The following is a 19,321-nucleotide window of genomic DNA, read 5'->3' as shown; positions in this document are numbered from 1 at the left end:
GGGTGGGGAGTGGGTTGTGGGAAGTGGGAGGGGAACGGGGCGAGTCTACGCGCCGGGCAGGCGGTAGATGCGGCGGGCATTGCCGTCGGTGACGCGCTCCAGCTCAGCAGGGTCCATTTCGCGCAGGCCCGCGACAAATTCCAGCGTGTGCCGCACGTAGCCGGGGCGGTTGGGCTTGCCGCGCTTGGGGACCGGGGCGAGGAAAGGGGCGTCCGTCTCCAGCAGCAGGTGGTCCAGCGGCACCACGCGGGCGGCCTCCTGAATCTCGCGGGCGTTCTTGTAGGTCGTGTTCCCCGCGAAGCCGAAGTACGCGCCGCGCTCCAACCCGAACGCGAGCAGGCCGGGATGCCCGGAAAAGCAGTGCAGGATGACGGGCACGTCCGGCCACGCCCCGAGCACGTCCATCACGCCCCGGTGGGCCGAGTCCTGCCCGGCCTTGTCCCGCACGTGGATGACCAGCGGTTTGCCTACCCGCGCTGCGAGGTCGAGTTGCCACTCGAAGGCCGAGAGCTGCGGCCCCCGCCGCGTCTCGTCCCAGTAGTCGTCCAGCCCGCTCTCCCCGATGCCCACCACGCGGGGGTGCAGGGCCAGGGCTTCGAGATCGGTGCGGGCGTCCGGCGAATCGTCCTCTGTACCCGTCGGGTGCAGGCCCACCGTCGCCCACACGTCGGGGAACGCCTCGGCCAGCGCCACTGCCTTTCGCGCGTGCTCCGGCCCCGCGCCGATACAGACCATCCCGGTCAGGCCGAGTTCCCCCCGCGCCGAGGCCGGGTCGTCGAGGTAGTCGAGGTGGCAGTGGGTGTCGATCATGGGGAAGAGGGTACGCGGTGGGGCCAGCCGGAACCTCCCCACCCGCTACGCCGTACCCTGCCCTATGGAATACCGCCTCTTTCCCGAAGTCACCGAGGAACGCACCGCCGCTGGCCTGAAGCTTCAGGTCGTGGAGTACGAGGCGCGGCCCGCCTATCCGCCGCTGGAAGGCTATCTGGAAGCGGTCAACCGCCCCGCCCGGTCGCGGCAACTGGCGATCCATACTGACGGGTCGGGGGCGGTCACCCTGGAGCCCGGCGCCCTCCAATACCTGCGCGGCGAGATCGAGATGGAGGCGACCCGCAGCGGGGGCGGTGGCCTGGGCGGGTTCCTGCGCGGGGCGGTTACGGCGGCGGCGAGCGGCGAGGGCCTCTACAAAACGGCCTACCGGGGGGCGGGCGTGATCTACACCGAGCCTACCTCCCTGCATTTCCTGCTGGACGAACTGACCGGCGAGGACCTGATCGTGGACGACGGCGCCTTCGTCGCCTGCGCGGGCGACATCACCGTGGGGCGGCACGTCAACGCGGGGCTGGCGGCGGCGGTCGGCAGCGGCGAGGGCCGGGTGCAGCCCAAGCTGTCAGGCCGGGGCCTCTTTGCCCTGCAAAGCCCGGTGCCGCCCGCCGAGTTTCAGATCGTCGACCTGCGGAACGAGACGCTGAAGGTGGACGGCAACCTCGTGCTGGCGTACACGGGCGGCCTCGCCTTCAGCGTGGAGCGCAGCAGCCGGGGCCTGATCGGCAGCGGTCGCACGGGCGAGGGCTTCGTGCAGGCCTACCGGGGCACCGGGCGGGTGTGGCTCGCGCCCACGCTACCGCTGCACCGCCCGGCGCTGCCGTCTGTCTTGCCTGGATAAAGCAGGACGGGGGCTGTGGGATGCGGCGGACGCCCACGGTCCCCCTTCTGTCCCTCACCCCCGTCAGGGGAATGCCACCACTCTCATGAGGGGGGGGCGCTAAAGTGCGCCCGTGCTGAGAACCGGGGTATACGCGCTCGCGGCGCTGGCGGTGTTCGCGCTGGTGTTCTCGCGGATGCCGTCCGCGGGAGCGGGGCCAGAGACGGGCGCCCGGCTGAGCGGGGTTCAGCTCAGCCTCTACCCGGCCCGCGATCCGGGAGCGGTGTGGCGCTTTTCGGCCGAGCGGGTGGTCAGTGATCCCCTGCGCGGGGAGACGCGGCTGACCGGCCTCGCGGACGGCGGGCGCTGGCTCACGCCCCAGGGCGGTGGTGCTGCTGTTCTCGACGCCACGCTGGACGCCCCGGACCTCACCATCGACACGCAGGACAACCTGCTCACCCGTCAGGCCCAGGTCACCCTGGTGCAGCAGTGTGCTGAGATCGACCTGCGCGGCACGCGGGAACGGCCCGTGCGGGTCGAGCAGGGGTCGGGGTTCAGCGCCCCTGTCGCCCAGGTGGACTCGCCGTCCCTGGTGGCCCGGTTGACGAACCTGCGAATGACCTTTGACTTCCAGATCGAGGAAGCGGGCGAGGATTCCACCTTTGAAGGGGACCTCGACGCGGCCGAGACCTGCGAGAACGGCCAGCGCGTGGCGCTGTGACCCTTTCCCCAAGTAGGAGAACCGACATGAAGAAGCGCACTGCCCTGATTCTGGCCCTCGCCGTCACGCCCGTGCTCGCGCAGACCGCCGCCGAGAAGCGCATCATCAACATCCAGGGAGCGCCGCGCGGCGACCTGCGCAACGGGCCGCTGACCTTCACCGGCAGCCCGGTCAAGGCGACCGTGAGCAGCCTGCAAATCCAGGCGAAGCAGGCCACCCTGGCCGCGCCCGCCGGAACCCCCCTCACCAACGCCAAGGGCAAGCGCACGGCCAACTTCAGCGACGACATCACCGTGAGCCGGGGCCGCCTGACCGCCAAGGGTGACCGGCTCGCCTACAGCGAGGCCAGCGGCCAGGGCGTGATGAGCGGCAACGCGCGGGCGACCTTCGTGCCCGACGACAAGTCGAATGGCGACACCGTGACCATCACGGCCGGGCAGATGAGCCTTGACGTGGACAACAACATGTCCACCTCGACGGGCAACGTGACCCTCAAGAACGGCATCCAGAGCGGCAAGGCCGACAAGCTGGTCTTCGACGAGGACCGCGAACTCGCCCAGCTCACCGGCAGCCCCACCCTGACCCGGGCCGCCAAGGGCAACCAGAAGGAACTCACCATCACCGGGCAGGAGGTCCGCGCCCGCACCGCAGAGAAGACCCTCTACGTGCGCGGCGGGGTCAAGCTGGTGCAGGGCACCCTGACCACCACCGGCAACGCCGTGTACTACGACGACAAGAAGAACGTCGCGTACGTGGTCGGCAACGCGGTCAGCACCGACTCCAAGACCAAGGTGACGGTCCGCGCCCCGGCCAGCGGCGCCCTGGAGCAGCGCACCGACCTCGGCCGCGTGCGGGCGCTGAACACCGCCTACAAGATTCCCACCGAGCAGTTCGAGCTGCGCGGCGAATAAGGGAGCCTCTGCCGTGCCCCGCCGCCCCCTGCTGCTGACGCTGACCCTGCTGCTGGGGGCGGCCCTGCCTGCTGTCACACACGCACAGGAGACGCCTCCCGCCACGCCGCCCACGGAAAGCCAGCCCGCCGAATCCCCGGCACCGGAAGCGCCGCCGTCCGAGACCGCCGAGCCGGAAGAGACCGCGCCCGCCGAGCCGGGAGCCGAGACCTCCAGCCTGGAACTCGTGCGCCGGGGCGACGACGGGCAGGAGCGGCGCATCCGCATCGTGCGGACGGGCACCAGCGACGAGACGGGCATCTTCACGATCTGTAGCCCGCAGGACGACGAGCCAGAGGGGTCGCCCAACGTGGCCGTCTTCTCCGAGTCGGGGCCGGGCGGCGTGCAGATCACCATCGACCAGAATGTCATCCGGGTGCCGCTGGCCCTGGTGACCCAGCGCCCCGCTGCCGAGGGCGAGGGCAGCGACGGCCGGGTGGAAGCCAGCGCCGGAACCGCCCGCTTTCTGGACGAGGCGCCCCAGGGCAAGACCGACCGCCTCAGCCGCTGCGCGGTGGAAGCCGCCCCCAAGCCCGCGCCTGACACCGTGCTCGTCACCCAGGGCCGCACCGAGCTCAAGGGCCAGAAGCTCGTCTACGACGAGACAGACGGCATCGCCCGCATCGACGGCCCCATCACCTTCACCCGCCCCGGCGACGACGGCCCCCTGACCGGCCAGAGCGAGCGCATCGAGGTGGAGGTGGACACCGAGAAGACCGTGCTGATCGGCGCGGTGGTGCTGAACAGTCCCGGTGGCCGCGTGAGCCGCGCCGCCCGCGTGGAGTATGACGACGAGGCCAACCTCGCCCGCCTGATCGGCACCGCCGAGCAGCCCGCCGAGAGCACCCTGCGCGGGGACGTGCTGCGGGCCGGGGAGCTGTTGTACGACCTCGAACGCAACGAGGTGGTGGCCCGCGCCCCCGAGGGCGGCACGATCACCGGAGAGTTTCAGGACGGCGAACCGACGAACCCAGCGCCCCGAACGCCATAAAGCTCAGCCCCCTCACTGGGGGCTTTGTTATGCCGAATTCTCCCAGAACGCGCGAATCGCCTCCACCACGACCTGCGGCCGCTCCAGATGCACGTAGTGACCGGAGTGGTCCACCCCTACCGCCCGGCTGCGGCCCGACAGGGTCAGCCACTCCAGATGCCGGGCGCGGCGGGTGTGAAAGCGGGCGTCCAGCTGCTCCTGGGTGCGGCCCGGCGCCTCGGCGGGCGTGGCGGGGCGATCCGGCGCGATCAGCAGCAGGGGGAGGTCCCCCAGGGCCCCTGGTGCCACCTCCTCCGGCCCGAACGGGGTCAGCGCGAGCGGCTCCGGCAGAGGCATGGGCGGCGGAGCGGCGAGGGGCGGTGGAGTCGGGTCCAGCAGCACGAGGCCGCCCACACGCCCCGGTCGCCGCCGGGCGTAGGTGGAAGCGATCATCCCGCCGAGCGAGTGGCCCACCAGGATGGGTGGTTGTGAGGGCTGGAAGCTGTCCAGCACGGCGTCCAGCTCCGCATACACATCCGCCCAGGTGTGGGGCTGGGCCGGTAGGGGGCTGGCCCCCACGCCCGCCCGGTCGTAGGCCACGACCCGCGTCCACTGCGCGAGGGTGGGGGCGATGCCCGCCCGGGGTTCGCCCTCCAGTCCTCGCCAGTGTGGCCGCGCTTCCTGGGGCGTCGGAGCCGTCCACCACCACGCGGCGGGGTCACCCAGGCCGGAGAGGAGGACGAGGGCGGGTTCACCCTCTCCCTGCTCCCGCAGCCCAGAGGCCACCTACCCCAGCACCTTCTCCCCGCTCTCGCGCAGGACGCGGGCACTGGCCTCCAGTCCCTCGCGCTCCTCCGGGGTCAGAACGGGGGTCAGGGTGGCCTCCACCCCCCGCGCCCCCACGATGCGCGGCAGGCTGAGGCTCACGCCGTATTCGGGCGTGGGGGCGCTGACGGTCAGGACGGCGCGGCGGTCGTCCAAGATGGCCTCCGCGATGCGGGCGAGCGCGGCCCCGATGCCGTAGTAGGTCGCCCGCTTTCCGCCGATGATCGCGGCGGCGGCGTCGCGGGTCCCCCGGTCAATGTCCGACTGCACCTCCGGCGTCCACTCCAGCCCGCGCGAGCGCATGAAGTCCGCCACGGGCAGGCCCGCTACCGCCGCCGTGCTCCAGGCCAGCACCTCGCTGTCGCCGTGTTCGCCCAGCACGTAGCCGTGGACATGGGTGGCGTCCACCCCCGCCCGCTCCGCGATCAGGTGGCGAAAGCGGGCCGAGTCCAGCACCGTGCCCGACCCCAGCACTGGCTGGTTCGGCGCGAGCCGCCCGGCGAGGTCGGTCAGGATGTCCACCGGGTTGGTGGCGATCAGCAGCACGGCGTCGGGGGCGTGTTGGGAGACTTGCGGAATCACGTCGCGGAAGATGGCCGCGTTCTTCTCCAACAGGTCGAGGCGGGTTTCGCCGGGCTGCTGGTTGGCACCGGCCGCGACGACCACGACCCGGCAATCCTCCAGGGCCGCGTACCCCCCGCTGCTCACGCGGGTGCCGTGGCTGATGGGCGCGGCGTGGGCGATGTCCTGCGCCTCGGCCTGGGCGCGGGCCTCGTCGCGGTCCACCAGCATGAGGTCGCTGCACGAGCCGCGCAGGGTCAGGGCGTAGGCGGCGGTTGCCCCCACCAGCCCCGAGCCGACGACCCCGACCTTCACCGCCCCTCTCCCGGCAGGCACACGGTCAGCACCGGGACCGGGCTGCGGCTGATCAGCTTCTCGGCGCTGCTGCCCACGAAGAAATGTTCCAGCGCTCCCTTCGAGTGCGTCCCCACCACGATCAGATCGGCCCCCCAGCGCTCGGCGGCGTCGAGAATGCCCGTCACCGGGTCGCCCACGAGCAGTTCGGCCTCCTCGTCGGAGGCAGAGAGGGTCTTCAGGCGCTCGCCGTCCGCGCTCTCCAGGGTGTGGAGCAGCGTGGGGTCGAGCGCCGCCGGGGTCACGCCGCCCATCAGGTCGGGGGTGGCGGTCACGCGGGCGTCGGTCACGTGCACCAGCCGCCGCAGGGCGTCCGGGAAGCGCAGCCGGGCCACCGCGAGGGCGTGGTCGGCTGCCGCCGAGAAGTCGGTGCCGACAAGCACCCGTGAGAAGGGCTGGCTTCCCATGCCGCCGGGCGAGAAAACAGGGTCGGTCATGGGCCGACGCTACACCCACCCCCCGGCACGCGCCCACTTTCTGAAGGCGGGGTAAAGGTCCGTCGTTCCCCACAGGGGCAGACTGCCCCATGCACCTGCAAAGTCTGGGCGCGGCCCTCACCGTCACCGGAAGTGCCCATCTGCTGGACGCGCCCGGCGGCCCGGTCCTCGTGGACTGCGGCATGTTTCAGGGTGGCGATGAGCTGGAGGCCCGCAACCGCGAGCCCTTCCCCTTCGACCCCGCCGACCTTCAGGCCGTGCTGCTCACCCACGCGCACCTCGACCATATCGGGCGGCTGCCGCTCTTGGTCCGGCAAGGCTTCCGGGGGCCGGTGTACTGCACGCCCCCGACGGCGGCTCTGGCCGAGACGGTGCTGCTGGACTCCGCCCGCCTGCAGGTCGAGGGCTACCGCCAGGACCTGCGCCGTGCCCGCCGCACGGGCCGTGAGGACGAGGTGCCCGAACCCCTCTACGACGAGGAAGACGTGCACCGCACCCTCGCCCTCCTGCGGCCCGCTTTCCAGTTCGGGGAGACGCTCAAGGTCGGCCGCTTGCGGGTCACGCCGGGGCGGGCGGGGCACATCCTGGGCAGCGCGTACCTGCTGCTCGAAGACGGCGACGCGCGGGTGATTCTCTCGGGCGACCTCGGCAACCGCGAGAGCGGGCTGCAACTCGATTTCGCCCCGCCACCCGAGGCCGACGCGGTGGTCATCGAGTCCACCTACGCCGACCACCGGCACCGCTCGCTGCCGGAGACGCTGGCCGAGTTGCGCGACACCCTGCGCCAGAGCGTGCGGGCCGGGGGCAAGATCCTGATTCCCTCTTTTGCCATTGAGCGCACCCAGTTCATTCTCGCCGAGCTCAAGAACCTGATGGACGCGGGCGAGGTGCCGCGCATCCCGGTCTTCCTCGACTCCCCGATGGCGGCGCGGGCCACCCACGCCTATTTCGAGTTCGGGGACGAGCTGATCCCGCCCGTGCGGGACGCGTTGCAGCGCGGCGAGGACCCCTTTCGCCCCTCGACCCTCCACACGGTCCTGACCGGCGAGGAATCCCGGCGGCTGAACCGCTACGACGGCCCGGCAATCATTCTGGCCGGAAACGGCATGATGACCGGGGGGCGCATTCAGCACCACCTCAAGCACCACCTCTGGAAGCCGTCCACCAGCCTGATCATCGTGAGCTACCAGTCGCCGTCCAGCCTGGGCGGGCGCCTCGTCGCGGGCGCGGACACCGTACGAGTCATGGGCGAGGAGATCGCCGTCCGCGCCCAGATTCACACCATCGGCGGCTTTTCCGCCCACGCCGATCAGGACGACCTTCTCGCCTTCTTGGAGTCAGCGGGGCAGCCCCGCGTGTGGCTGGTGCACGGCGAGCCGGAGGTGATGGAGGCCTTCTTGCCCGTGCTGGAGGCCCGTGGTCTGAGCGCCAACCTGGTGCCGGACCGCGAGCGGGTGGACCTGCTGACGACCACCTTCCCAGCAGGTCGCCCGCCGGGCATGCCCCAGGCGGACGGGGTGGTGCGGCGGCCCGAGGAGTAACTAGCCCTGGGGGGACCGCACCCGCCGCAGGCAGGCCGCGTAGACCTCGGCGGTGGCGCGGGCGTCTTCGAGCGCGTCGTGGGCCTGGTAGGTGATGCCGAAGTGCGCCGCGAGGTCGTCGAGCGCGGTGCCCACCTTGCGCGGCAGCAGCCCGGCATGAATCAGGAACTGCGCTGTGACCTTGGTGTCCACCTGCCCGCGCCGAAACACGCTGCCCAGGTCGGGCAGCAGCGGGCGCAGGAAGCCCAGGTCAAAGCCGAAATTGTGCCCCCCCAGCATGACCCGTCCTTCCTTGGCGGCGTAAGCGCGGATGGCGTCGGCGACGGCTTCCGGAGGCTGGGCCTGGGCGTGGTGGGCCGTGAGGTCGATGCCGTTGACGGCCATCGCCTCCTCCTCCACATCGTAGGTGTCGTGACGCACCCGCAGGTGCAGGGGCCGGGTCACCTCGCCCGCCGGGGTCAGGGTGACCAGCCCGACGGTCAGCAGGGGGTGACGCCGGGGGTCGCGCCCGCCCGTCTCGGTATCCAGAAAGACGATGGGCTGCGTCAGCCCGGCGAGGCGCGGCGGCGGGCCAGGGGCAGCAGGGGGCGGAGCCATGCTCCAGCCTGCCACGGGTGGGGTGGGGAACAGGGTACACAAGCCTTCACCCTCGCCCGCTACCCTGGGGGGGTGAAGCGTCTCCTGATTCCCCTCGCCCTGCCCCTCCTGCTCGCCGCCTGCTCGGGCGGTTCCCTGGAAGGCGTCCAGACCTTCGACTACAAGGGCGGCGACCACCGCACCGGCTCGCTGGTCTATGCCGAGACGCCCCCGGTGGGCGGCGCCCACAACGCCATGTGGCAGAACTGCGGCGTCTACGACCAGCCCCTCTACAACGAGTACGCCGTCCACAGCCTCGAACACGGCGCGGTGTGGATCACCTACCGCCCCGACCTCCCCGCGTCGGATGTGGCGGCCCTGAAGGAACTGGTCGACGGGCGGCCCTACACCCTGCTCAGCCCGCACACCGGCCTCTCCAGCCCCATCGTCATGAGCGCCTGGAATGCCCAGCTCGCGGTGGACAGCGCCAGCGACGAACGGCTGAAGCCTTTCCTCGACAAATACGAACAGGGCGCGACCGCCCCCGAACGCGGCGCGGCCTGCTCGGGAGGATACGGGGGAACGCAGTAAAACTGTTGGTTCAGCCCTCCTCGCCCGTCGCCACCGGCCGCGCGTCGTCGCTGACCCAGTCGCTCCACGACCCCGCGTAAAGTCGGTTGTCCGGTCCCAGCGGCACGCCCGCCAGCTCCCGCGCGAGCAGGTTGGGGGTGGCGCTCACGCCGCTGCCGCAGTAGGTGACGGTGGGAGCGGCGCCCGCGCCCAGCCGTCCCGCCTGCGCCGCCCCGTCCCGCCAGTGCCCACGCTCGTCCAGCGCCCCGGCCCACTCGCAGTTCACGGCACCGGGGATATGCCCCGCCTTGCGGTCCAGCGGCTCGACCTCACCCCGGTAGCGGGCGGGAGCGCGGGCGTCGATCAAGAGGGTGCCCGGCTCCCGGTTCGCCACGTCCTCGGCGGTGGCGACCATGTCGGGCTGCACGTCCGGCGTAAAGGTGGTGGGCGCGTGGTCCGGGTCCGCCGTGCTGGCTTCACCCCCCGCCGCGAGGTAGGCGGGCCAGCCGCCGTCCAGCACGTAGACCTCGCGGTGCCCCAGCCAGCGCAGCAGCCACCACGCGCGGGTCGCGTAGAAGCCCTGCCCGGTGCCCGGATCGTCGTAGGCCACGACCACGCTGTCGTTGCCGATGCCGACGCTGCCCAGCCACGCCGCCAGCGCCCCCGGCTCCGGCAGCGGGTGCCGTCCCCCCGCCCCGTCCGGGCGCACCGGGCCGCTGAGGTCCGTCTCCAGATCGGCGTAGATCGCGCTGGGCACGTGGCCTTCCAGATAGGCGATGCGCCCGACCAGGGGATCGGTCAGGGCATAGCGGCAGTCGAGGACGCGCACGCGGGGTTTGCCCAGATGCTCAATCAGCCACTCGGCGGTTTTCAGTGGTGAAGCGGTCATGGCCGCAGGTTACACCGGGCACGGGCGCAATAAAAAAAGCCGCCTTCTCGGGCGGTGATAAAAACAAGATAGCGCGGTATGCGGTATGCGTCAAGGCCCGCAGGCCGGATGAGGGACCGTTCAGCCCATCAAAAAAGCCCCCTCCTTGGGGAGAGGGCTTCGCCGTTCGGCCGCCCTACCGGGCCACTCCCGTCGCCCGGCTTTCCCGAATCACGGTGACCTGCACCTGGCCGGGGTATTCCATGTCCTGCTCGACCCGTCCGGCGATCTCGCGGGCGAGCAGGGTGGCGCCCGCGTCGGTGACCTGCTCGGGCTGCACGATCACGCGCACCTCGCGGCCCGCCTGAATCGCGTAGGCCTGCTGCACGCCGGGAAAGGCCACCGCGATCTGTTCGAGCTGCTCCAGCCGCCGCACGTAGGCTTCGAGTTCCTCGCGGCGGGCACCGGGCCGGGCCGCGCTGATCGCGTCGGCGGCGGCGACAAGCACCGAATACAGCGTCTCGCCGTTTTCCGGGTCGTGGTGGTGGGCAATCGCGTCGATGACCTCAGCAGGCTCCCCGAATCTCTTGGCGAGGTTGATGCCGATCTCGACGTGGGTGCCCTCAATCTCGCGGTCGATGCTCTTGCCCACGTCGTGCATCAGCCCGGCGCGGCGGGCCAGCCCCGCGTCCAGGCCCAGTTCGTCCGCCATGATCCCGGTGAGGTGCGCGACCTGCACCGAGTGCTTCAGGACGTTCTGGCCGTAGCTGGTGCGGAAGTACATCCGGCCCAACAACTGCACCAGCCCCGGCTTGAGGCCCACCACGCCCGCCTCGATGGCAGCCTCCTCGCCCTGGGCGTGCATGAAGGTCTTCATCTCGTCCTGCGCCCGCGTGACCATCTCCTCGATGCGGGTGGGGTGGATGCGCCCGTCCGCGACGAGGGCTTCAAGGACGTGCCGGGCGACCTCGCGGCGCACCGGGTTGAAGGAACTCAGGATCACCGCTTCGGGCGTGTCGTCGATGATCAGGTCCACCCCGGTCAGTGCCTCGAACGCGCGGATGTTGCGGCCCTCGCGCCCGATCAGGCGGCCCTTCATCGCGTCGTTGGGGATGGGCACCACCGACACGCTGAGCTGGGCACTCGTCTCGGAGGCAGAGCGCTGAATCGCCTGCGCGATCAGGCTGCGGGCGGTGCGCTTGGCCTCGGCGCTGGCGCGGCTCTCCATCGCCTTGACGCGGATGGCCTTTTCCTCCTCCAGCTCGGCGTCGAGCTGCGAGAGGATCTGCTCGCGGGCGGCCTCCGGCGAAAGGCCCGCCACCTCGTAGAGCTTCAGGTCGATCTGCCGGGCGCGTTCGCCCAGCTCCGCTTCCTGTCCGGCCAGCGCCCGCAGTTGGGCCTCCAGCCGCTCCTCTAGGGCGTCGAGGCGCTCGCCCCGCGCGTCGAGCTGCTCGGCCCGGCGGTTGAGGCGTTCGATCTCGCGCTTGAGTTCGTCGCGCTCGCGGCGGGTTTCCTGGCGGTCGTTGCCGAGCGTCTCGCGCTCACGGGCCGCTTCCTGAAGGGCGCGGGAGCGCTCGGCCTCGACCTGGGCGCGGAGGGTCTGGAGTTCCTCGCGCCCGGCGTCTACGCCAGCGGCGGCCTGCCGCTCGCGGTCCTCGGCGTCCTGAAGGCGGCGGGCCGCGTCCAGCCGGGTCTGCTCGGCCTGCGAGCGAAGCTGGCGGGCCTCGGCCTCGGCCTGGGTCAGAATCCGCTCGGCCTCGGCGCGGGCCTCGCGCTCCCAGTGGTCGTCCCGCGCCTGCTGCTGCTGGCGCCCCCGCGTGTGCCCGGTGAAAAATCCACCGACCACCCCCCCCAGGAGCGCCAGGATGACAAACAGAATGGTCATGGTGGCTCCTTTGTCGTGCTGATGTTAACCAGAGGCGCCCGGTCCCAACTGGCCGGGGGCGCCCCGAAACCGTGAAGCGTGAGGGGCCGTCCGGCCCCCACCCCGGCAGTCTAACGCCCGGTTCCTGCCCTCACGGGAAAAGCCTCCCAGCGCCGAGAGAAGAGCGTGGGCACCCCCAGACCGGACAGGGACCAGGGGACCCCGCCGGAGCGTCAGTTCACCGCGCGGTCCTGCCCCGCCCACAGCTCCTTGCGCAGCAGGAACTTCTGGAACTTGCCGCTGGCTGTTTTGGGCAGGTCGTCGCGGAACTGGTAGTGCCTGGGCACCTTGTACCCGGCGAGGTGCTCGCGGACGTGCGCGGTGAGTTCCTCCGGGGTGACGGCGGCGCCCTCGTGCAGGGCGATGAAGGCACAAGGGACTTCGCCCCATTTGGGGTCCGGGTGGGCCACCACCACTGCCTCGCGCACGGCGGGGTGGGCGTAGAGCACGCCCTCGACCTCCACCGAGCTGATGTTCTCGCCGCCCGAGATGATCACGTCCTTGTTGCGGTCGCGGATCTCGATTCGCCCGTCGGGGTGCCGCACCGCCACGTCCCCGGTGTGGAACCAGCCGCCCCCAAAGGCTTTCTCGGTGGCCTCCGGGTTGTCGAGGTACCCGGCCATCACCAGATTGCCGCGCACCATGATCTCGCCCAGCGTGTCGCCGTCGGCCGGCACCGGGGTCAGCTCGGGAGTCATCACCTCGACCTCCCCGGCGAGGAGCATCTCGAACCCCTGCCGGGCGGTCAGGGCGGCGCGGTCGGGGACGGGCAGCGCCCGCTGCGATCCGGACAGTTCGGCCACCGTGATCAGCGGGCTGGTCTCGGTCAGGCCATAGACCTGCAAGACCTCGAACCCCAGGGCGCTCATGTCCGCGATCGTGCGGGCGTGGGGCGGACTGCCCGCCGTCGCCACGCGGACCGGGCGGGGGGTGGGCCGGGCGGTCGCCGGGTCGGTGATCAGGCTCAGCACCGTGGGGGCCGCGGCGAGGTGCGTCACCCCGTAGGTGTGCACCGCGTCGTGGATGGCGTCTCCGCGCACCGCCGGAAGGGTCACGTGGGTGGCTCCCACCCCGAAAGGCGCCCACACACCGCCCCAGCCGTTGGCGTGAAAGTCGGGCAGGGTGTGGAGGTACACGCTGTCGGAGTCGAAGTGCAGCGAGTACAGCACGCCCATCGCGTTCAGCATGGAGTTGCGGTGGGTCAACATCACGCCTTTGGGGCTGCTCGTCGTGCCGGAGGTGTAGTTGATCGTCAAGATCTCGTCCTCGTCCTCGAGCGCGTAGGGGAGGGGCGAGGCGTCCTGCGCCGCCAGCCGCTCGCTGAAGTCGCTGCCCCGGCCCAGCGTCCAGAGCGGAATGCCCAGTTCGCGGCAGGTGTCCTCCACCTTGGGGGCCAGCGTCACGTCGGCGAGGACCAGCGAGACCCGCGCGTGCCGCAGTTGAAAGGCGTACTCCTCCGGCACCAGCCGGGTGTTGAGTGGCACGAGCACGCGGCCCGCCCACGGCACGCCCGCATAGGTCAGCAGGCCCTCGTGCGTGTTGGGCGAGAGGACCGCGACCCGTGCCCTGGGCGGCACCGCCCCCGCCACCGCCCGCGCGAGGCGGTAGATGCGCTTGCCCCACTCGCGGTAGGTAAAGCTGGGGCCATCCGGCTGGGTCACCGCGATCTCCTGCGGGTACGTCTTCAGGCCGCGCCGAACGAGGTCCAGGGGGGTCAGGGGCGTCTTCATGGGGGCACCTCCGGGGAAAGGCTCGGGTTGTGGGTGCCTTCACTTTAAGCCCGGATGAAGGGGGCGCAGGCGTTACGTCCTGGGGAACGCCCTCCTGGCACCCGCACCAGGCCAACAAAAAACCCCAGCCGGAGCTGGGGCCTGGGGCAAGGGTTTCGCGCTTACTTCTGCGCGTGCACCACGAGCTTCATCGGGATGCTGACCTCGGGGTGGGCGCGGTAGACGATGTCGTACTCGCCGATCTCCTTGACGGTCTTGGGCATCTCGATCCGGCGGCGGTCCACGTCGAAGCCGAGCTGGTCGAGGGCGTCGGCCACGTTGCTGTGGGTCACGGCGCCGTAGATCTTGCCTTCGCCCGCACGGACGCTGAGTTCCACGGCCACGCCGGTCAGGCGGCTGGCGAGGTCCTCGGCCTGGGCCTTTTCCTTCTCCTGCTGCTTCTTACGGGCACGGAGCTGGGCTTCCAGTGTCTTCATGTTGGCGGCGTTGGCGGGGGTCGCCATGCCGCGCGGAATCAGGAAGTTGCGGGCGTAGCCGGGCTTGACGTTCACCACGTCCCCCGTCTGGCCGAGGCGGCCGGGTTCCAGAAGGATTACCTGCATGGTCCCAGTCTCCTTACTTCCGGACCAGCTTCTCGGTGTAGGGCAGCAGCGCGAGCTGGCGGGCGATCTTGATCGTCTGCGAGATGCGGCGCTGGTGCTTGGCCGAGAGACCGGTGCGGCGGCGGGGAAGAATCTTGCCGGTGTCGGAAATAAACCGGCGAAGCATCTTCACGTCCTTGTAATCGGTGATTTCCAGTTCCCCGATGGAGAACGGATCAACCTTGGGCTTGCGGGGACGCTTGGGTCCCTTGCCGCGCGGCTTGCGCTCGGCGTTATTTCCTTGGGTCATGGGGGTCCTCTAAAACTGCGTTCTGGGGCGCTTTGCCGTGGTCTAAGAGTCTAAGAAGGCCAGATTCCTGATTTTTTGGACGCTTGGACCTTTCGACCCTTAGACGTACGCGCCAGCATGCTCAGAATGGCAGATCTTCTTCTTCCGGCGGGAAATCGTCGAGACCTTGATCAATATCCAAGCCCCCCGAACGGGTCCCCGTGGTCGCTCCCCGCGCCGGAGCGCTGCTGCGGCTCGCGCCGTAACCGCCGCTGGGCTGGGAACGCGCCGTGCTGCCCGCGGTCTGCGTGCGGGGCGCGGCGGGGGTGGCTGCGGGACTGCCGGGTACGCCCGCGCCTCGGGAAAGGGCTTCGACTCGCGTCGCCTCTACTTTGGTGGAGTTGCGCTTATTGCCGTCACGGTCGGTCCACGCCTCGTTCACGAGCCGTCCCTGCACCAGAATGGGATCACCCTTGCGCAGGTCCTTCATGCTCTCGGCGAGCTCACGCCATAGCGTCACGTCGATCCAGTGGGTCTTTTCCTGCTTCTGCCCCTGACGGTCATTCCAGCTCTCGTTCACGGCGAGGCCGAGTCCGAGCACCGCGTCTCCGGCGGGGGTGTAGCGCAGTTCGGGATCGCGGGTCACGTTCCCGATCAGGACCACTTCGTTCATGCCGCTGCCCATGCGTACGCCGCCTCCGGCATCCTGCACGAGCTCGGGCGCGTAACCCAGTTGCTCCATGCGCAGGGCCTTGACGCGCACCATGCTGCGCTTGCCGCCTTCCGGCGCTTCCCAGGACGAGTACTCCAGGCTGCCTTCGACCATCACGGCGTCGCCGCCCTTGAGGTTACGCTCGGCCTGCCACTCGGCAGGCTTGCCCAGAATGCTGACCCGGTGGTACCAGGGGAGCTTGCGCTCGCGGCCGTCGTTGCCGACGATGTGGTCCTCTCCGGCCACGGTCGCCTCAAACACCGCCGTGCCGTTGGGCGTGTAGCGGAGTTCGGGATCACGGGCGAGAGCACCGATCAAAAAGACGTGGTTCATGCCTCGGGCCATAACTGGGTCTCCTTACTTGCTGGCGAAAAACTTGAACTTCTGGCTGGCTGGCGGAATTGGCCCTTGCGGGTTGACCGGAGCATAGCAACTCCGGCCCCATTACGTCAAGAACGTAATCAGGCCTTCCTGGTCTTCCACTCCGGGCGGTCCTTGACCACCAGGATGCGGCGCACGTTGTCGCGCAGACGCAGGGGAGCGGCGATGGTTTGCTCGGGGTTGCCCCCGGCCCGGATGGTGTACATCAGGTAGTAGCCCTCGCGGTCCTTGTTCACGGCGTAGGCGAGTCGGCGGTTGCCGAGGTCGTCGAGGTTCGTGATCTCGGCCCCGTTGCCGCGCAGGGTGTTCTCGATGTAGTCCTTCTCGATTTGCACCTGCTCGGCGCTAAGGTTGGGGTTCAGGATCAGGTTCAGGTCGTACTGGTTCATGGTTCACCTCGCTTTCCGCCGCGCATGGCAGGGTCCAGCCTCGCCGGGCGGCGCAACTGGCTACTGTAGCAGAGTGTCCGGCGGGCTGCCAGAGCCACCCGGCGCAGGCCCTCGCCGGGGCCATCCCGTAGGCTGGGGTATGAGCGACGATCAAGCACAACACTGGATGGACGGCCTGCTCGGCATCCTGCGGGAAGCGGTCGAGGGCGGTGAGCCGGGGCAGAGCACGGCTTTTCTGGACGGCACGGCGGCGGACGGTGGGGGCAACCACGGCCTGCTGGCGACCCTGGCCCGCCTCGGTGCGGGGGAGGCCAGCCGGGACGTGAACGGCACGTCGGTCGCGGGGCAGGCGCGGCATACGGCCCTGCATATGGAGGTCGTCGTGCGCTGGGAACGCGACGGGGACCGGGGACCTTTCGACTGGAAGGGGAGCTTTCATCCTGCCGAGGTCAGCACCCAGGAGTGGGTCGGCCTTCAGGCCCGGGTGCGGCAGGCCTATGACGAGTTGGTGGTCTTCGCCCGCACGCAGGCGGACCTCCCGGTGTCCGGGGACGCGACCGGGGGACTGGCGGGCGCCATCGCCCATGTGGCCTACCACCTCGGGGCGATTCGGCAGATGGTCAAGGCGCTGGCTCACCCTGCCTGAACCGTTTCGCCGTCCTTACTTCCGGCGCCTGAAGGGATTCCAGCGGCTCCCGCTCCCGGCCGCGGCCGTCTCCGGCGTGGGAGGTGTGAGGGGCTCGATCGGCACGTGCCGTCCGATGGGACGTGGGGCAGGGGCTTCGGTCGCAGGGAGCGCAGGTGGATCGGGTTCCTCGGTATCCTCCCCCAGAGCCGTCAGCAGGGCGCGGCGCAGGGCCTCCGCCGTGGGCCGGTCGCCAGACCGCTTGGCGAGAGAGAGTTCAAACAGTCGGGCAACGGGCCGGGGCAACTCCGGGCAGTGGGCCGAGAGGGGAGGTGCGAAGCGGTTGAGGTGCGCGGCCATCAGGTCCTCATAGGTGTCGCCTTGAAAGGGCCGCGTTCCGGTCAGCAGCTCGTGGGCAAGGACACCCAGGCTGTACACGTCGCTCGCCGGACTGCTGGGATCGCCCCGGTAGATCTCGGGCGCCATATAGAAGGGGCTGCCGCTGGCGCACCCGCCTTGCGCCGTGTAGTACGCACTCCCCAGGTCCCCCAGCGCGGCCCGCCCCCCGTCGAGATAGACGTTCTGCGGCTTCACGTCCTGATGCACCACTCCCAGAGCGTGCAGGTAGGCCAGCCCCGAGGCGAGGTCGGCGAGGAGGCGCAGCGGCGCCTGAACCGGCCGCATCGCCCGCGCGTGCCCGGCCAGTGCGTCGGCCAGCGTGCCCTCCGGGTAATGCCGCAGGGCCAGGTAGGCCCGCGCCCCGAACGGGCTGCCCGCGTACCCACGAATCACGTGGGGGTGCCGGAATTGCAGGGTCAGCCGCACCTCGTTGGCAAAGCGTTCGGCCGCCTCCTGCTGGCGCAGCGTGCCCTCCAGCGGCACCTTGAGCGCCACCTCGCGGCCCTGCGGGTCCCGCGCGAGGTGCACGAGCGAGGTCTGCCCCCGCCCCAGCACTTGCAGGAGGCGGTAGCCCGGAGGGGTTCGGTCGGAGGAGGGGGAGGGACGCTCTGGGGTCATGGCAGGGGGCAACGTGAAGGGGACCCCGTAAGTTCCCCTACAGTGTCCCCAGTCTAAAGCGGCCCTGTCACCGCAATCTGTCGAAATCTTCGGGCGTCGCCCTCTCTATTCGTCGTCTCCCGCATCGTCGGCGGCGCGTTTGCCCGCCATCCACTCCAGCCCCGCCCACATCAGGTCGTCAAGATCACCGTCGAGCACGTCGTCGGGGTTGTGCTTCATGACTCCGGTGCGGTGGTCCTTGATGTACTGCTTGTCGAGGACGTAAGACCGAATCTGCGAGCCCCACTCGATCTTCTTCTGCTCGCCCCTCGCTTTGGCTTCCTCCTCCTCGCGCTTGCGCATTTCGATGTCGTAGAGGCGCTGCTTGAGGATTTGCAGGGCGATCTCGTGGTTCTTGATCTGGGAGCGCGTCTGCTGCGAGGCCACCGCGATCCCGGTCGGAAGGTGGGTCAGGCGGACTGCCGAGTCAGTGGTGTTCACGCCCTGCCCACCCGCGCCCTGAGAGCGGAACACGTCGCGTCGCAGGTCGGAATCGGGGATGTGGATGTCGATCTCTTCCTCGGGAACCTCCGGCACCACGTCCACCGACGCGAAGCTGGTCTGGCGGCGGTTGTTCGCGTCGAAGGGCGACACCCGCACCAAGCGGTGCACGCCGTGCTCGGGGGCCATCATCCCGAAGGCCTTTTCGCCCCGGATGATGAACTCGATGCTCTGGTAGCCCGCCTGGTCGCCCGGCTGCTCGTCAAGGATGTCCACCTTGTAGCCCCGGCGCTCGGCCCAGCGCATGTACATCCGCGCCAGCATCCCGGCCCAGTCCTGCGCCTCGGTGCCGCCCGCTCCGCCTTTGACGCGCACGATGGCGGGGGTGTCCGAATGCTTCATCGTGAAGAGCGTTTCACGGTAAAGGTCGTCCACCCGCGTCTGCAACGACGCCTGCTCCTCGGCCAGCATCTCCTGCTCTTCCTCGCTGGCGATCTCCAGCATTTCCGAGAGGCCGCTGGCGTCGCTCTGGAGAGACGTGTAGTCCTCCACGATGCGGCGCAGGCTTCCGGCCTCCTGGGTGACCTGCCGGGCGCGGCCCGCGTTGTTCCACAGTTCGGGGTCGCTGAGTTCGCGGTCGAGTTCGTTCAGGCGCCTTGTCTTGCCGGGAATGTCAAAGGTACTCCCGGAGCGACGCCAGTTTTTCAAGTAATTCCTGCATGGGCGTGCCTCCCTTCCGCAGCTTTCCCGTTGAGCGGGAGCGCGGGCTGATTGCCACCGGGGAGTATAGGTGAGGGCTCCGTATGGACAGAGGACCACTGCCACCGTCTCGGCGTGGCGTATCTGGCAACGCCCGCCCAGCCGCTGGTTTTGGGATATCCCCCGAACTCGGGTGGGGGGTGTTGACAGGACTGGGGGTGGGGTGTATCTTTTCTGAGCCTCAAGCGAGGCGGGCAGCATGACAGGCGAAGAAGAGCGAGAGCAGGGCCTTCCGACAGGAGGGTACGAGCGGCAAACCCCCCGGTTTGCTCCAGACTCGTGAAGGCCCACAGATGAATCTGTGGACCACAGAAGCTCCTACGGGAGCAGCCATGCGAACAAGCATGGATCAACACTTATCCACTTGCACTCCGCGTGCGGAGTGCTGTTGGAACCATTTTATGGAGAGTTTGATC

The 19,321-nt window shown here is 69.8% G+C and carries 21 protein-coding genes; 7 read left to right on the top strand and 14 right to left on the bottom strand.

Annotated features, from left to right (window positions below):
* Positions 1-45: 45 nt before the first annotated feature.
* Entirely contained in the window at positions 46-810 is a 765-nt protein-coding gene (locus L1280_RS11130; RefSeq protein WP_253582365.1) for a TatD family hydrolase, read from the bottom strand.
* Between the two features lie 64 nt (positions 811-874).
* Between L1280_RS11130 and L1280_RS11125 the strand changes: the two genes are divergently transcribed.
* From L1280_RS11125 to L1280_RS11110, 4 genes are all read left to right on the top strand, one after another.
* Complete coding sequence (locus L1280_RS11125) at positions 875-1,666, top strand: AIM24 family protein (RefSeq protein WP_253582364.1); 792 nt, start codon at positions 875-877, stop codon at positions 1,664-1,666.
* A 112-nt stretch (positions 1,667-1,778) separates the two neighbouring features.
* Positions 1,779-2,366, top strand: coding sequence for a hypothetical protein (locus L1280_RS11120; protein WP_253582362.1), 588 nt, complete (start codon positions 1,779-1,781; stop codon positions 2,364-2,366).
* A 26-nt stretch (positions 2,367-2,392) separates the two neighbouring features.
* A complete protein-coding gene (locus L1280_RS11115) occupies positions 2,393-3,277 on the top strand; it encodes an LptA/OstA family protein (RefSeq protein WP_253582360.1) in 885 nt (294 codons plus the stop codon).
* 13 nt (positions 3,278-3,290) lie between these two features.
* Positions 3,291-4,307: an LptA/OstA family protein gene (locus L1280_RS11110; RefSeq protein ID WP_253582359.1), complete on the top strand. Its 1,017-nt coding sequence runs from the start codon at positions 3,291-3,293 to the stop codon at positions 4,305-4,307.
* Between the two features lie 27 nt (positions 4,308-4,334).
* Here L1280_RS11110 and L1280_RS11105 read toward each other — a convergent pair whose 3' ends face one another.
* Genes L1280_RS11105 through L1280_RS11095 form a run of 3 tightly spaced genes read right to left on the bottom strand, consistent with a single transcriptional unit; the run spans position 4,335 to position 6,463 of the window.
* Positions 4,335-5,072 carry an alpha/beta fold hydrolase gene (locus L1280_RS11105; RefSeq protein ID WP_253582357.1) on the bottom strand — a complete coding sequence of 246 codons (738 nt, stop codon included), beginning with the start codon at positions 5,070-5,072 and terminating at the stop codon, positions 4,335-4,337.
* Positions 5,073-5,987, bottom strand: a complete 915-nt coding sequence (locus L1280_RS11100; protein WP_253582355.1) for an L-lactate dehydrogenase — start codon at positions 5,985-5,987, stop codon at positions 5,073-5,075.
* Positions 5,984-6,463, bottom strand: coding sequence for a universal stress protein (locus L1280_RS11095; protein ID WP_253582353.1), 480 nt, complete (start codon positions 6,461-6,463; stop codon positions 5,984-5,986). The genes L1280_RS11100 and L1280_RS11095 overlap by 4 nt, the downstream gene beginning before the upstream one ends.
* Positions 6,464-6,552: 89 nt before the next feature.
* On the opposite strand from L1280_RS11095, the gene L1280_RS11090 reads away from it, so the two are divergent.
* Positions 6,553-8,004 (top strand): MBL fold metallo-hydrolase RNA specificity domain-containing protein, encoded by a 1,452-nt coding sequence (locus tag L1280_RS11090; protein WP_253582351.1) that lies wholly within the window; start codon positions 6,553-6,555, stop codon positions 8,002-8,004.
* Here the strand turns inward: L1280_RS11090 and L1280_RS11085 are convergent, their stop codons facing one another.
* Complete coding sequence (locus L1280_RS11085) at positions 8,005-8,601, bottom strand: 3'-5' exonuclease (RefSeq protein WP_253582350.1); 597 nt, start codon at positions 8,599-8,601, stop codon at positions 8,005-8,007.
* 72 nt (positions 8,602-8,673) lie between these two features.
* Here L1280_RS11085 and L1280_RS11080 point away from each other — a divergent pair, with 72 nt between their 5' ends.
* Complete coding sequence (locus tag L1280_RS11080; protein ID WP_253582349.1) at positions 8,674-9,171, top strand: DUF3105 domain-containing protein; 498 nt, start codon at positions 8,674-8,676, stop codon at positions 9,169-9,171.
* A 10-nt stretch (positions 9,172-9,181) separates the two neighbouring features.
* On the opposite strand, the gene L1280_RS11075 is transcribed toward L1280_RS11080, so the two are convergent.
* The 7 genes from L1280_RS11075 to rpsF all read right to left on the bottom strand — a co-directional run bounded on the left by L1280_RS11075 (position 9,182) and on the right by rpsF (position 16,024).
* Positions 9,182-10,039 carry a sulfurtransferase gene (locus L1280_RS11075; RefSeq protein WP_253582347.1) on the bottom strand — a complete coding sequence of 286 codons (858 nt, stop codon included), beginning with the start codon at positions 10,037-10,039 and terminating at the stop codon, positions 9,182-9,184.
* 175 nt (positions 10,040-10,214) lie between these two features.
* Positions 10,215-11,903 (bottom strand): ribonuclease Y, encoded by a 1,689-nt coding sequence (rny, locus tag L1280_RS11070; RefSeq protein WP_253582345.1) that lies wholly within the window; start codon positions 11,901-11,903, stop codon positions 10,215-10,217.
* A gap of 212 nt (positions 11,904-12,115) precedes the next feature.
* Positions 12,116-13,672: an AMP-binding protein gene (locus tag L1280_RS11065; RefSeq protein ID WP_253582344.1), complete on the bottom strand. Its 1,557-nt coding sequence runs from the start codon at positions 13,670-13,672 to the stop codon at positions 12,116-12,118.
* A gap of 161 nt (positions 13,673-13,833) precedes the next feature.
* Positions 13,834-14,274 carry a 50S ribosomal protein L9 gene (rplI, locus tag L1280_RS11060; protein WP_253582342.1) on the bottom strand — a complete coding sequence of 147 codons (441 nt, stop codon included), beginning with the start codon at positions 14,272-14,274 and terminating at the stop codon, positions 13,834-13,836.
* A 13-nt stretch (positions 14,275-14,287) separates the two neighbouring features.
* Positions 14,288-14,563 carry a 30S ribosomal protein S18 gene (gene rpsR / locus L1280_RS11055; RefSeq protein ID WP_084047874.1) on the bottom strand — a complete coding sequence of 92 codons (276 nt, stop codon included), beginning with the start codon at positions 14,561-14,563 and terminating at the stop codon, positions 14,288-14,290.
* A 121-nt stretch (positions 14,564-14,684) separates the two neighbouring features.
* Positions 14,685-15,599 (bottom strand): single-stranded DNA-binding protein, encoded by a 915-nt coding sequence (locus tag L1280_RS11050; RefSeq protein WP_253582340.1) that lies wholly within the window; start codon positions 15,597-15,599, stop codon positions 14,685-14,687.
* 116 nt (positions 15,600-15,715) lie between these two features.
* On the bottom strand, positions 15,716-16,024 hold the full coding sequence (gene rpsF, locus L1280_RS11045; protein WP_253582338.1) for a 30S ribosomal protein S6: 309 nt from the start codon (positions 16,022-16,024) through the stop codon (positions 15,716-15,718).
* 139 nt (positions 16,025-16,163) lie between these two features.
* On the opposite strand from rpsF, the gene L1280_RS11040 reads away from it, so the two are divergent.
* Entirely contained in the window at positions 16,164-16,670 is a 507-nt protein-coding gene (locus tag L1280_RS11040; RefSeq protein ID WP_253582337.1) for a DinB family protein, read from the top strand.
* 15 nt (positions 16,671-16,685) lie between these two features.
* On the opposite strand, the gene L1280_RS11035 is transcribed toward L1280_RS11040, so the two are convergent.
* Positions 16,686-17,666, bottom strand: a complete 981-nt coding sequence (locus L1280_RS11035) for a serine/threonine-protein kinase (RefSeq protein ID WP_253582336.1) — start codon at positions 17,664-17,666, stop codon at positions 16,686-16,688.
* 105 nt (positions 17,667-17,771) lie between these two features.
* Positions 17,772-18,867 (bottom strand): peptide chain release factor 2 gene (prfB, locus tag L1280_RS11030; RefSeq protein WP_253582335.1). Its coding sequence is split into 2 segments (ribosomal slippage): positions 17,772-18,821 and positions 18,823-18,867, totalling 1,095 coding nucleotides; the frame shifts between segments, so codons are not numbered across the junction.
* Positions 18,868-19,321 lie beyond the last annotated feature (454 nt).

Source organism: Deinococcus sp. HSC-46F16 (genome assembly GCF_024171495.1).
In the GTDB taxonomy this organism is placed as follows: Bacteria; Deinococcota; Deinococci; order Deinococcales; family Deinococcaceae; genus Deinococcus.
Note: the sequence above shows the minus strand (reverse complement) of the source record. Positions and strands in the feature narration are given on the sequence as shown.